14 protein-coding genes are annotated in these 12,461 nt (G+C 73.2%); 2 read left to right on the forward strand and 12 right to left on the reverse strand.

The features are described from left to right. Window positions 1-80: 80 nt before the first annotated feature. Window positions 81-1,448 carry an FAD-binding oxidoreductase gene (locus RM572_RS03720; protein ID WP_311671786.1) on the forward strand — a complete coding sequence of 456 codons (1,368 nt, stop codon included), beginning with the start codon at window positions 81-83 and terminating at the stop codon, window positions 1,446-1,448. Window positions 1,449-1,507: 59 nt separating this feature from the next. Here RM572_RS03720 and RM572_RS03725 read toward each other — a convergent pair whose 3' ends face one another. From RM572_RS03725 to RM572_RS03770, 10 genes are all read right to left on the reverse strand, one after another. Then, the gene (locus RM572_RS03725) at window positions 1,508-2,314 is read right to left on the reverse strand and encodes a S16 family serine protease (protein WP_311671787.1); all 807 of its coding nucleotides are present in this window, start codon (window positions 2,312-2,314) and stop codon (window positions 1,508-1,510) included. A gap of 88 nt (window positions 2,315-2,402) precedes the next feature. Then, window positions 2,403-3,047 (reverse strand): IclR family transcriptional regulator, encoded by a 645-nt coding sequence (locus RM572_RS03730; protein ID WP_311671788.1) that lies wholly within the window; start codon window positions 3,045-3,047, stop codon window positions 2,403-2,405. Window positions 3,048-3,398: 351 nt separating this feature from the next. Beyond that, window positions 3,399-5,189: a DEAD/DEAH box helicase gene (locus tag RM572_RS03735; protein ID WP_311671789.1), complete on the reverse strand. Its 1,791-nt coding sequence runs from the start codon at window positions 5,187-5,189 to the stop codon at window positions 3,399-3,401. Window positions 5,190-5,377: 188 nt separating this feature from the next. Then, entirely contained in the window at window positions 5,378-6,499 is a 1,122-nt protein-coding gene (locus tag RM572_RS03740) for a YeiH family protein (RefSeq protein ID WP_311671790.1), read from the reverse strand. Then, a complete protein-coding gene (locus tag RM572_RS03745; RefSeq protein WP_311671791.1) occupies window positions 6,499-7,086 on the reverse strand; it encodes a cysteine dioxygenase family protein in 588 nt (195 codons plus the stop codon). The genes RM572_RS03740 and RM572_RS03745 overlap by 1 nt, the downstream gene beginning before the upstream one ends. A gap of 129 nt (window positions 7,087-7,215) precedes the next feature. Continuing rightward, entirely contained in the window at window positions 7,216-8,121 is a 906-nt protein-coding gene (locus RM572_RS03750) for a LysR family transcriptional regulator (RefSeq protein ID WP_311671792.1), read from the reverse strand. A 56-nt stretch (window positions 8,122-8,177) separates the two neighbouring features. Next, window positions 8,178-8,564 (reverse strand): type II toxin-antitoxin system death-on-curing family toxin, encoded by a 387-nt coding sequence (locus RM572_RS03755; protein ID WP_311671793.1) that lies wholly within the window; start codon window positions 8,562-8,564, stop codon window positions 8,178-8,180. Between the two features lie 3 nt (window positions 8,565-8,567). Then, window positions 8,568-8,771, reverse strand: a complete 204-nt coding sequence (locus RM572_RS03760) for an Arc family DNA-binding protein (protein ID WP_394813504.1) — start codon at window positions 8,769-8,771, stop codon at window positions 8,568-8,570. Window positions 8,772-8,886: 115 nt separating this feature from the next. Further along, window positions 8,887-9,195: a YrhK family protein gene (locus RM572_RS03765; protein ID WP_311671794.1), complete on the reverse strand. Its 309-nt coding sequence runs from the start codon at window positions 9,193-9,195 to the stop codon at window positions 8,887-8,889. 20 nt (window positions 9,196-9,215) lie between these two features. Next, entirely contained in the window at window positions 9,216-9,611 is a 396-nt protein-coding gene (locus tag RM572_RS03770) for a DnaJ family domain-containing protein (RefSeq protein ID WP_311671795.1), read from the reverse strand. Between the two features lie 229 nt (window positions 9,612-9,840). Here RM572_RS03770 and RM572_RS03775 point away from each other — a divergent pair, with 229 nt between their 5' ends. Further along, complete coding sequence (locus RM572_RS03775) at window positions 9,841-10,074, forward strand: hypothetical protein (RefSeq protein WP_136183930.1); 234 nt, start codon at window positions 9,841-9,843, stop codon at window positions 10,072-10,074. 53 nt (window positions 10,075-10,127) lie between these two features. Here RM572_RS03775 and RM572_RS03780 read toward each other — a convergent pair whose 3' ends face one another. Together RM572_RS03780 and RM572_RS03785 are read right to left on the reverse strand one after the other, a co-directional pair. Beyond that, window positions 10,128-10,886 carry a hypothetical protein gene (locus RM572_RS03780; RefSeq protein WP_311671796.1) on the reverse strand — a complete coding sequence of 253 codons (759 nt, stop codon included), beginning with the start codon at window positions 10,884-10,886 and terminating at the stop codon, window positions 10,128-10,130. A 158-nt stretch (window positions 10,887-11,044) separates the two neighbouring features. Further along, complete coding sequence (locus RM572_RS03785; protein ID WP_311671832.1) at window positions 11,045-12,424, reverse strand: FAD-binding oxidoreductase; 1,380 nt, start codon at window positions 12,422-12,424, stop codon at window positions 11,045-11,047. Between the last annotated feature and the right edge of the window lie 37 nt (window positions 12,425-12,461).

The raw sequence follows: 12,461 nt of genomic DNA on the forward strand, positions 1-12,461 counted from the left end.
GCCGTCGTGCCGCCGCGGCGGTTCCGGCGGTCTCCGGCGGCGTCGTTGCCGCGACCGCACACGAGTGCGACGCTTCGGGTATGAGCGCCCTCAGCGAACGGCTCCGGGACGGACTCCCCGCCGAAGCGGTGGTCACCGACCCCGACGTCGCCCGGTCCTACGCCCACGACATGGCGAGCTTCTGCGACGCGGGCGCCCCCGCGGTGGTCGTGCTGCCGCGGACGGTCGAGCACGTCCAGCACGTGATGCGGACGGCCACCGCGCTACGGGTGCCGGTGGTGCCGCAGGGCGCCCGTACCGGCCTGTCCGGCGCGGCCAACGCCACCGAGGGCTGCATCGTGCTGTCGCTGACCCGCATGGACCGCATCCTGGAGATCGACCCGGTCGAGCGGATCGCCGTCGTCGAACCCGGCGTGGTGAACGCCGTGCTGTCCCGCGCGGTGGGCGAGCACGGCCTCTACTACCCGCCGGACCCCTCCAGTTGGGAACAGTGCACGATCGGCGGCAACATCGGCACCGGCTCCGGCGGCCTGTGCTGCGTGAAGTACGGCGTGACGGCGGAGTACGTGCTGGGACTGGAGGTGGTGCTCGCGGACGGACGGCTGATGACCACCGGACGCCGCACCGCCAAGGGCGTCGCCGGATACGACCTGACCCGGCTGTTCGTGGGCTCCGAGGGCAGCCTCGGCATCGTCGTACGGGCCGTGCTGGCACTGCGCCCCCAGCCGCCGCGGCAGCTCGTGCTGGCCGCCGAGTTCCCCACCATGGCGGCGGCCGGGGACGCGGTCTGCCGGATCATGGAGCGCGGTCACGCGCCCTCGCTGCTGGAGATCATGGACCGCACCACGCTGCGCGCGGTCAACGCGATGGCCCAGATGGGCCTCCCGGAGTCCACCGAGGCGCTGCTGCTGGCCGGCTTCGACACCCCCGACCCGTCCGCCGACCTGGCCGCCGTCGGCGAGGTCTGCACGACCGCCGGCGCGACGGAGGTGGTGCCCGCCGACACCGTCGCCGAGTCCGAACTACTCCTCCAGGCGCGGCGGCTCGCCCTCGTCGCGCTGGAGAAGATCACCGGCACCACGCTGATCGACGACGTGTGCGTGCCGCGCGCCCGGCTGGCCGAACTCCTGGACGGCGCGCAGAAGATCGGCGCCGAGTACGGCCTGACCGTGGGCTCGTGCGCGCACGCCGGCGACGGCAACGCACACCCCCTGGTCTGCTTCGACCCCACCGACGAGGACGAGGCGCGGCGCGCCCGGGAGTCGTTCGACGACATCATGGCCCTGGGGCTGGAACTGGGCGGCACCATCACCGGCGAGCACGGCGTCGGCGTGCTGAAGAAGGACTGGCTCGCCCGCGAACTCGGCCCCGTCGGGCTGGAGATGCAGCGCGGCATCAAGCAGGTCTTCGACCCGCTGGACCTGCTCAACCCCGGCAAGCTGTTCTGAGGGGTCCGCCCGTCGGAACGGACCGGCGAGCGGAGCTGCCCGGTGAGGCGGCCACGCGGTCACGCGGAGCAGGTGGGCACGGACTCGCCGTCGGCGAGGGCCTCCAGCGCGTCGAGGGCGCCGTCGAGGTCGCCGACGGGGATCAGGCGCAGCCCTTCGGGCAGGTCGACGCGGGCGTCGTCGCACTCCGCCTCGGGGACCAGGAAGACCGTCGCGCCGTCCCGGGCGGCGGCCTGCGTCTTCAGCGGGACGCCCCCGACCGGGCCGACGTCGCCGTCGGCGTCGATGGTGCCGGTGCCCGCGATCGTGCGGCCGCCCGTCAGGCTGCCGCCGCGGCCGTCGCCGTCCAGCGTGGCGATCACCCCGAGAGTGAACAGCAGCCCGGCGCTCGGGCCGCCGACGTCCTCCAGCCGCAGGTCGACCTCGACTCCGTCCGGCGACCGGTTCAGCTCGTTCAGTGCGGCGGTGACGGCCTCGTTCTGCGACTGCTCCATCTGCGCCGAGGTGTGCTCGCGGATCTCCTCCGGGGTGTCGCCGACCGGATACACGGAGTCGCGCGGCATCACGGCGCGGTCGGTGGCGAACCAGCTGCGCACCACGTCCGGCAGACGCACGGTGGTGTCCGGCGAGGTGGCCGCGATCGTCGTCATCAGCAGCTCCCCCTCGGTGCGGCGCGGTTCCGCGCCGCCGACCGTGATCACCCGCTCGCCCTGGTACGACCCCAGCACGTTCGCCGTGATGCCGGGCTGGGCGACGGAGAACGGCAGCGGGGCGAGGGCCGTGACGGCGAGCAGCGCGGCGACGGGCACCGCGCTCAGCGCCAGCACCCGGCGCCGCGAGCGGAGGAGGTGGCTGAGGGAGGGCATGGGGTGAATCTAGTTCACCGCCCGGGCGGTCGGCGCAGGGCGTCGGGCCGCAGCGGGACGCACGTCCGGTCGCGGGACGCGCGCCTGCTCAGCGCAGGGCGTCGGCGACCTCCTGGGCCGCGTGCACCACGCGGTCGCCGACCTGCGTCGGCACGGAGTCCGTCAGCATCACGACGCCCACGCTGCCCTCGATGCCGGTCACTCCCAGCATCGGCGCGGCGGCGCCGCTCGCGCCCGCCTCCAGTTCGCCGTGGGTGAGGATGTAGCCGGGGCCCAGTTCGGCGTCCGGGCCGCGCCCGGCCAGGATGGCCCGCCCCGCCGCCCCGCGGTCCAGGGAGTGACGGAAGCCGGGCCGGTAGGCGACGTGGTAGTCCGTCCAGCTGGGCTCGACGACGGCGACGGCGAGCGCGTCGTTGCCGTCGACGAGGGTGAGATGCGCGGTGGCGCCCACGTCCTCGGCGAGGGAGCGCAGCGCGGGCAGTGCGGCCTCCCGCACCAACGGGTGCACCTGGCGGCCCAGCCGCAGCACCCCCAGGCCCACGCGGGCCCGCCCGCCGAGGTCGCGCCGCACCAGGGCGTGCTGCTCGAGGGTGGCCAGGAGTCGGTACACGACGGTCCGGTTGACGCCGAGCTTGTTGGACAGCTCGGTCACGGTGAGGCCGTGGTCGGTGTCGGCGAGGAGCTTCAGCACTCTGAGCCCTCTGTCGAGCGTCTGCGAGGTCTCCGCGGTCACGACGCCCCCTTCTGGTGTTCTCTGGCGCGGCAGCCGCACGCGGGGAGGGGCGGGTCACCGGCGTCCGTCGGCGGCTTCGCTCGTCCACGCAGAGTGCTGCCGGCGGCAGTGGCACTGGTCAGCACGCACTTCGGCACCGGCTGCGCTCCGAGGCGACGCTGCCACGGGGCGTGTGCGTGAGCGGAAACCTAGCTCCGGATACCCGCTCACCGGAAGGGTCCGTCCAGAATCCGGGCACAGGTCGTCCGTTTTACACCTTTTATGCCGGGCGCGCGGCCTCTGTCGGCGCGCCCGCACGGTCCCGTCCCCGCAGGGGACGGACAGAGACGGGGAGGAGTGCGACGCCGCGCGTCAGCGCATGCGGGTGGCCCACTCGCGCACCTTCGCGATGCGCTGCTGCAGCTGGTTCGCCGTGGACTCCGCCGCCGGCGGTCCTCCGCAGGAACGCCGCAGCTCGGTGTGGATGACGCCGTGCGGTTTCCCGCTCTGGTGGGAGTACGCGCCGACCAGCGAGTTGAGTTCGCGCCGCAGCTCCATCATCTCCCGGTGGCTGACGACGGGCCGCCGGTCCGCGGGCAGTTCGAGGAGGTCCGCCTCCTCGTCCGGCTTCTTCCGGCTGTGCGAGATCTGCCGCGCCTGCCGCTTCTGGAGCAGCATCTGCACCTGGTCCGGTTCGAGGAGGCCCGGGATGCCCAGGTAGTCCTGCTCCTCCTCGCTGCCCGGATGCGCCTGCATGCCGAACTCGGCGCCGTCATACATCACGCGGTCGAAGACGGCGTCCGACTCCAGTGCCTCGAAGGGCAGTTGGTCCTGGTCGCCGGTGTCCTCGTCCTGTTGCCGCTCGGCCTCCGCAAGGAGGTCCGCCTCCTCGGCGTACGGGTCGGCGTCGTCGCCGTCCTTCTTCGGCTTGTCCAGGACGTGGTCGCGTTCGACCTCCATCTCGTGGGCGAACGTCATGAGCATCGGAATCGTCGGCAGGAAGACGGACGCGGTCTCGCCCCGCCTCCTCGACCGCACGAAACGGCCCACGGCCTGCGCGAAGAACAGCGGCGTGGAGATCGTCGTGGCGTAGACCCCGACCGCGAGCCGCGGCACGTCGACGCCCTCGGACACCATGCGGACGGCGACCATCCAGCGGTCCTCGCTGCCGCGGAAGTCCTCGATGCGCTGCGACGCGCCCGCATCGTCGGAGAGCACGACGGTGGCGCCGCGCCCGGTGATCTCGCGAAGCAGCTTCGCGTACGCGCGGGCGGAGTCCTGGTCGGCTGCGATGACCAGCCCGCCGGCGTCGGGGATCGCCTTGCGGACCTCGGTGAGCCGCTGGTCGGCAGCGCGGAGCACGGCGGGCATCCACTCTCCGCGCGGGTCCAGCGCCGTACGCCAGGCCTGCGAGATCGCGTCCTTGGTCATGGGTTCGCCGAGCCGCGCCGCGATCTCGTCGCCCGCCTTGGTGCGCCAGCGCATGTTGCCGCTGTAGGAGAGGAAGATGACGGGCCGGACGACGCCGTCGCCCAGCGCACTGCCGTAGCCGTAGGTGTAGTCCGCGACCGAGCGGCGGATGCCGTCGTTCCCCTCCGCGTAGCCGACGAACGGAATCGGGTTGGTGTCGGAGCGGAAGGGCGTGCCGGTGAGCGCCAGTCGGCGGGTCGCGGGCTCGAACGCCTCCAGGCAGGCCTCGCCCCAGGAGCGGCTGTCGCCGGCGTGGTGGATCTCGTCGAGGATCACCAGGGTCTTGCGCTGTTCGACGCGATTGCGGTGCAGCATGGGCCGGACACCGACGCCCGCGTACGTGAGCGCGATGCCGTCGTACTCCTTGCCGAGCGGACCGGCGCTGTACTCGGGGTCGAGCTTGATGCCTATGCGCGCGGCCGCGTCCGCCCACTGCTTCTTCAGGTGCTCGGTGGGCGCGACGACGACCACCTGCTGCACCACGTGGTGGTGCAGCAGCCACGACGCGAGGGTGAGCGCGAAGGTGGTCTTCCCGGCGCCGGGAGTGGCGACCGCGAGGAAGTCCCGGGGCTGGGCCTGCAAGTACGCGTCCATGGCCCCCTGCTGCCAGGCGCGCAGCTTGTTGGCCGTGCCCCAGGGGGCGCGGCCGGGGAAGGCCGGGGACAGGTGGTGGCTGGAGGTGGTGGTAGACACGGTCCTCGTCGCGGGTCGCGGTCGCGGGCTGGTCGTCGTCCGGCGCTGTCTCGCACGCTGCCGGAGCGACCGCGTCAGCGTACCGGCGACGCGACGGCGGTATGCCGCGGACACCGGCGGGTCCCCCTCAGGTGGGATCCAGGTCACACCGCCGGACGGCCGCCTGCGGGTGGGAGCCCACCACGGCACTAGGTGGTGAGCAGCACCCCGCCGTAGGAGGCCGCACCGATCACGAGCCAGGCGCCGAGGCCGAGCGCCGCGACACGGGGGCCGGTGCGGGCCAGCGTGGGCAGGTGCACGGCACTGCCGAGGCCGAACAACGCTGCGGCGAGCAGCACCTCCTTCGCCAGATCCGCCGCGTGCAGGGCGGTGCCGGGCACCAGCCCGGTGGTGCGGAGAGCGACCATGGCCAGGAAACCGAGGACGAACAGCGGGACCAGCGGCGGCCGTTCGCCCCGGGCCCGGCGGGCGGTCCGGGTCCTCCGGGCCTCCCCCGCGCGACGGGCGGCCCGCCCGCCACGGGCACCCCGCAGCGCGCCCAGCGCCACCAGGGCGACCAGCGGTGCCAGCAGGGCCACGCGCAGCAGCTTGACCAGCACCGCCTCCTCCAGCGCCGCCGGTCCGGCGGTCTGCGCGGTGGCGACGACCTGACCCACGTCGTGCACCCCGGCGCCGACCCAACGGCCGAACTGGACGGCGTCCAGCCCCAACGGGCCCTGCAGCAGCGGCAGGACGCCGATCGCCAGCGTCCCGCACAGCGTGACCAGGGCGACCGACGTGGCGACGTCCCGTTCCTCGCTCCGGCGCACCTCGCCGACGGCGCCGATCGCGGACGCCCCGCAGATGGAGTAGCCGGTGGCGATCAGCAGGGGCTGGTCGCCGGGCAGGCCGAGGCGGCGGCCGAGCCAGACCGTGCCGCAGAAGGTGGCGGCGACGACGGCGACGACCATGGCGACGGTGTCCCCGCCCAGTCCGAGCACGTCGCCGAGTCCGAGCCGGAGACCGAGCAGCACGACGCCGATCCGCATCAGCCGCTTGCCGGCCAGCGTCAGGCCGGGGCGGCAGGCCCCGCGGACGAACGGGCGCACGCCGGGCAGGTGCGCGGCGAGGACGCCGAGCACAATGGCGGCGCTGAGCACCGGTACCGCCGGCACCAGCAGGTGGACGCCCCAGGCGGCCGCGACCCCGGCGGCGGCGAGGGCGAGTCCGGGCAGCGGCCCGGCCCCTCCCCCGCTGTCCTCGCCACGCGCCGGGTGGTCCTCGGCAACGGCCTCGTGCCGCGCACCGAGCCGTGCCCCGAGCAGGGCCATCAGCGGTCGGCCGGCACGTCGTAGACGCGGCGGACGCTGGTGCCCAGGCGGGAGATGTCGGCGCCGTAGACGTGCAGGGATATCGCGGTGTCGTCGCAGCCGTTCCACACCCGGTGGATGTCGCCGGGCGGCGCGAACCCGCAGACCGCACCCCGGGGGTTGACCACGTCCTCGGTGGCGACCAGCCGGGCCGGTTCCCCCGGCCCGCCGGCGGGCACCAGCCGGTACCGGCGCTCGTGCTCCTCGCCCTCGTGGACGCCGGTCACGCACCACGAGACGTGGTCGTGCACGGCGGTCCGCTGGCCGGGCAGCCACACCAGGCCGACGACGGAGAAGCTGCCGTCCTGCTCGGCGTGCAGCAGGTGCTGCCGGTAGTGGTCCGGGTCGCCCTCCCGCTGCCACGGGGTGAGCAGGTCGGCGGCGCCCAGGTGCGGGGCGACCTTCTCGCCGACCAGGTACGCCGTGGCGTCCGGGGGGAGTCCCCGGCCCACGGCCGCGCGCACGTCCGCCACGAGGGCGGCCATGCGCTCCGTCGTTCTGCGTGTCGTGGTGCTGCGCGCATCGGCGCGGATGTCCGTCGGGGCCATGCTCAGCAGCGTGGCGCCGCCGCCCGGACCGCGTCCAACGACGATTGCTTGGGCCCCCGCCAAGCCCGCGTTATGGGCGGGCACACAAGGCGGGGCAGGGCCGTGCGGGACCGGGACGGGCCGGCGCCGTCAGCACCCGACACGGTCGGCGGCGACGGCCTTCAGCTCGTCCAGCACCATCGCGGTGGCCGGGATGCTCAGGTGCTCCCGCAGCACGTACGCGGAGACCTGCCGCCGCGAGGCCGGGTCCAGCGCGCGGCCGGCGACCCGGTCGTGCACCAGGAACGACAGCACCAGCCCGGGCATCATCGCGATGCCGAGCCCCTTGGCGACGAGGGACTGCACCACGAGGATGTCGTCGGTGGTGAAGACGATGTCCGGCGCGAAGCCCAACTCCGCGCACTCGTGCAGGAAGTTGGTGCGGCAGCGCAGGCAGCCGGCGATCCACCGCTCCTCCGCGAGGTCCTCCAGCTTCACCGCGCGCCGCTGCGCCATGGCGTGCCCGGCGGGCATCACCACGGTGAGCTGGTCCTCCAGCAGCGGGATCTCCACCAGTTCCTCGGGGACCTGTTCGCGCAGGCCGGGGTAGGTGAAGGCGAGGGTGATGTCCGCCTCGCCGCGCACCACGCGCTCCAGCGACTCCGGCGGCTCGCTCTCCTGGAGCTCCACGCGCACGCCGGGGCTGTCCGTCGCCAGCCGGGCGAGCGCCTCCGGCACCAGGGTGGCGCCCGCGCTGGGGAACGAGCACACCCGCACCCGCCCGGAGTGCAGCCGGGTCAGTGCGGTCATCTGCTCCTGCGCGACGGACAGGTTCTCCAGGATGATCCCGGCGTGCCGGGCCAGCGCCTCCCCCGCCTCGGTGAGCCGCATCCGCCGGCCGACCCGCACGAACAGCGGCGTGCCGACGGAACGTTCCAGCGCCTTCATCTGCTGGGTGATCGCGGGCTGCGTGTACCCGAGGGCCCGCGCGGCCGCCGAGTACGACCCGGCCCGCACGACCTCGTCGAAGGTCCTCAGCAACCGCGAATCGAACACGCTTCACACATAAGCAGATTTTTGAGCTCTTCGCTCAAGCCGAGTCTCCGGTTCGGTCACGCCTGCCCTGCGTGCAGCGCACGCAACCGCCCGGCGATGAGCGCGACGTCCTCCACTTTGCCTGCCGCGATGTCGATCACCAGATCGTAGGCCTCGCCCTGGTCGACAGCGACCATGTCGAAGCCGTGGAGATCGAGAAAGACCACGGCGCACATCCACCCCGCGCGCTTGTTGCCGTCCACCAAAGGGTGGTTGGCCACAATGGACTGCAGGAGCGACGCCGCCTTCTCGAACAGCTCCGGGTACGCCTCCACTCCGAACATCTGGGACTGGGGCCGATGCAGCGCCGAGCCGAGAAGTCCGAGGTCGCGAACCGCGACATCCTGTTCACCACAGGCAAGCTGTGCGAGATCCAGGGCCTCCTGGACCGTGATGTACTTCACGCGCTACTCCCCCAGGCGCCGCAGAAGGTCGGCCTGAGCCGACGCGTACTTCGCACCGAGCTTCCGCACCGTCTCCCGGTCCGCCCCGTCGGCGAGATAGCGCTCTATCGCCCTGACGGCCACGGCATGCATGCTGCGGCCCTCCGCCTCCGCCCGCTCCTTGAGTTCCGCCTGCAGCTCGTCCGGAAGTCGCAAGTTCATCGCCATACCAGAACGGTACCATTCATGACCCCACGGTGACACCACGTGTGGCCGGAGGTGGCCGCTGACGGAGGGCAGGGACGGCGCGAGGGACACGGAGAGCGCCGGTCGCGGCACGCGGTCAGTAGTCCTGGGCGGACTCCGCCCCCGCCGACACGGGCTGCGCCCGCCGGCCCCGCACGCGCTGCAGGTGGAGCTGGCGGGTGAGCCGGATACCGGGCCGGACCAGCAGCTGGAGGCTGCCCAGCAGGAAGCACCAGGTGCCCAGGACGGCCCAGGACGCGTAGAAGAACATCACGCTGCCCGCCACGAACCACAGGGCGATGCACACGTCGTTGAGGATGCTCGCGGTCTCGTAGCGACGGCGCACGACGAGCTCGTCGTGGCCGATGCGGATGGTCAGGGGCGACGGCCTGCGCTGGTCACTCATGCCGTCACCGTAGAGGGCCGTCAGCCGCCGGCCCGCCATTCCCGGACGACGTCGTCGACGTCGTACTGCGCGAGGCTGACGGTGGGGCCGGTCACGCCGTCCAGCACGGCCCGGCGAAGGCGGTCGTTGAGCGCCGCGACGCGCCGCCGCACCTCCTCCTCGGTACGGGCGCGCAGCGCCGCCGCGTACTCCTCGTCGGCCTCCTTGCGCAGCACCAGCGACGGCGGCAGGCAGGAGACGCCCTCGCGGCGCATCTTCTCCTTCACCCACCACATCTCGTCGTACGGCGCGCCCTCCCCGCTCAGCGGCTTCCCCGCGCCGGGCAGGTCCGCGAAGGCACCGCGCTCGGCGGCCTCGCGGATCTGCCGGTCCACCCAGGACTCGAAGGGGAGCCCCGGTGGCTTGCGCTCCGTCATGTCCGTCACTCCCGTCCGCCCGCGCCGCCGGCCGCCGCCGTCAGGGGCCGCGCTCCCAGCGTGGCACAGGTCCGCGCGGGGACGGCGCGCGGCGCCGTTTCCGCGCGGACCGGCGGGGGCACCCGCCGCAGAGGTGATTTCGCCACGGCCCCCGGCCGTGTGCGTTGCACGGCCGGGACAGCGTGCGTTGTGCTGCCGTGGCGAACCCCGAACCGAAGGAGTGAGATTCATGGCCATGTGCGAGGTCTGCGGCAACGACTACGCGATGTCCTTCGAGGTGCGTGCCGCCGGCGAGGTGCACGTCTTCGACTGCTTCGAGTGCGCCGCCCACAAGATGGCCCCGGTCTGCGAGCACTGCGAGTGCCGCATCCTCGGGCACGGTCTGGAGAGCGACGGCCACTTCTTCTGCTGCGCCCACTGTGCACGGATGAAGGGGCACGCGGAGCTGGTGGACCACGCCTGACGGACGGCCCCTGAAACGGCCCCCCGGTCGGCACGGGGCCTCGGTGAGCCGCGTCAGCCGTCTCCGGGCGGCTTCGTGGCCGCCTCCAGGACGGCGGCCTGGAATTCGGTCATCCTGATCCGCCGGTCCTCGGGCGGCAGGGTGACCGGGTACCGCTCCCCGTATCCGCCGTAGGTCATGGTCGTCTCCATGCCCTCCAGCTCGGCGTCCCACTTCAGCAGGCGGGGCTCGCCGGACCGGGCGAGGTGGTAGACGTCGGCGCCTCCCGGGCTCTGCACCGCGAGCGCCCTGGACTTCCGCCCGTCGACCGTCGCGTCCCGGCCCGGGGCGCGTTCGGCGGACTCCGGTACCGCGAAGTAGGCGTCGCAGCTCTTGCCCTGCACCGTGACGTAGGACCCGGCGAGGCCCTCCGGGAGGCTGACCTGCTGCCCGCGCTGCCCCAGGGTCTCCACCAGCAGGGGGGCGCTGATGTAGCTCGTCCCCTCCCGGCAGTACATGTCGGTCTCTTCGCCGTCGTCCGCGCGCACGGTCATGTGGAAGCCCTGTTCCGGGTCCCAGGTGATCTCCTGTTCAGCGCCGCCGAAGGCGCTGTTGGTGCCGGACGCGGTGAAGGAGGTGCCGGCCATGGTCGCGTTCGTCTTCTTCACCAGGGCCACGGTCTTCTCGTCCGGGCCGCTCTGCTCCAGGGGCCGCGGCCGCGGGTCGTCGCCGCAGGCCGCGAGCCCGGCCGCGAGGACCAGCGCGACGGCGGCAGCCCGCGCTCCGCGCGCCGCCTGGGTGTGGCGACCCGTACGCCGTGTGCGCACCCGCATCCGTACTCCCCGTCCTCGGCGTCCCTACGACCGGCATGGGGCCGCTCGGTCCGGCCACCGTAACGGCTGGAGGCGGCCGGCGGTCGCCGGGGGGCGGGATTCACAGGGTCTCCCCCACCCGGGCGCCCGCTGCTCACGCAGGCGGGCGAAGAGGCCGATCAGGCCGCCAGGCGCTGCGGGGCGGGGCGGATGTTCTGGTTGGCGTGGAAGAGGTTGTACGGGTCGTAGGCGTGCTTGATCTCCGCGAGCCGGTCGTAGTGGTCCCGGTACGTGGCACGCACCCGGTCCGCCTGCTCGTCGGCACCGGCGAAGTTCACGTAGCCGCCGCCCATCGAGTACGGCTGCATCTCCTCCCAGTAGTCCAGGCACCAGCGCGTCACGACCCCGGCGTTGGCCGGGTCCGGGTCGACTCCGCCGAAGATCCCGGACCAGATCGCGTGGCGGTAGCTCCACGGCGTCTCGTCCGCGCCCACCCGGCCGGCGGCGCCGTCGACGGGGTAGAGGTGCATCGTGGACAGGTCGGTGGGCAGCGCCTCGCCGTACCGGCGGTGCACCTCGGCAGCGGCGTCCGGGATGCCGTCGAAGAAGGAGCCGCGCCAGTACCACTGCATGCCGGGCGGGATCACCGCGTCGAAGCTCGACTGGAGCACGGGGTAGGGCATGGGTGTGGTGAAGTGGAACGCGGGCGGCCCGGCCTCGTTCACGACGCTGAACGTCTCCTCCAGGCGGTCGAGTTCACCCGTCCAGCACCAGATGATCCCGCACATCTTCTGCCCGTGGATCTCGGGCGGGAAGGGCGGGGCGGGCGGAACGGACAGCACCGCGAGGAAGCCGTAGACGTCGTCGGGCGCCTGCGGCAGGTACTCGCGGTACCACTTCACGACCTCGACGGTGCGTTCCACCGGCCACATGGTGAGCGCGACGCCGACGACGTCCACGGGGTGCAGGCGGTAGGTGAACGCGGTGGCGACGCCGAAGTTCCCGCCGCCGCCCCGCACCGCCCAGAAGAGGTCCGGGTGCTCGGTCTCGCTCGCCGTGACGAAGCTCCCGTCGGCCAGCACCATGTCGACGGCCAGCAGGTTGTCGACGGTCAGCCCGTACTTGCGGGTCAGGTAGCCGTGGCCGCCGCCGAGCGTCAGGCCGCCGACGCCGGTGGTCGACACGATGCCCGCGGGCGTCGCCAGGCCGAACGCGCCGGCCGCGTGGTCGAGGTCGCCGATCAGGCTGCCGCCGCCGACACGGGCGGTCCGCGCCGCGGGGTCGACGTGCACCCAGCGCATCGGTGACAGGTCGAGGGTCACACCGCCGTCGACCAGGCAGAGGCCGGGGCCGCTGTGGCCGCCGCCCTTCACCGCGAGTTCCAGGCCGTCGTCGCGTACACGGTTCACGGCCGCGATCACGTCGCCGGCGTCGGCGCAGCCGACCAGGGCCGCGGGGCGCCGGTCGATCATCGCGTTGTAGATCCGCCGCGCCCCGTCGTACGCGGGATCCTCAGGGCCGGTGACCGGTCCGCGCAGCGCCGCGCGCAGATGTTCCAGGACGGCGGGATCCGGGGTGGGGCGAGAGGGGGCGGGG

Origin of the sequence: Streptomyces hazeniae, from assembly GCF_031845485.1 — a bacterium.
Taxonomy (GTDB): domain Bacteria; phylum Actinomycetota; class Actinomycetes; order Streptomycetales; family Streptomycetaceae; genus Streptomyces; species Streptomyces hazeniae.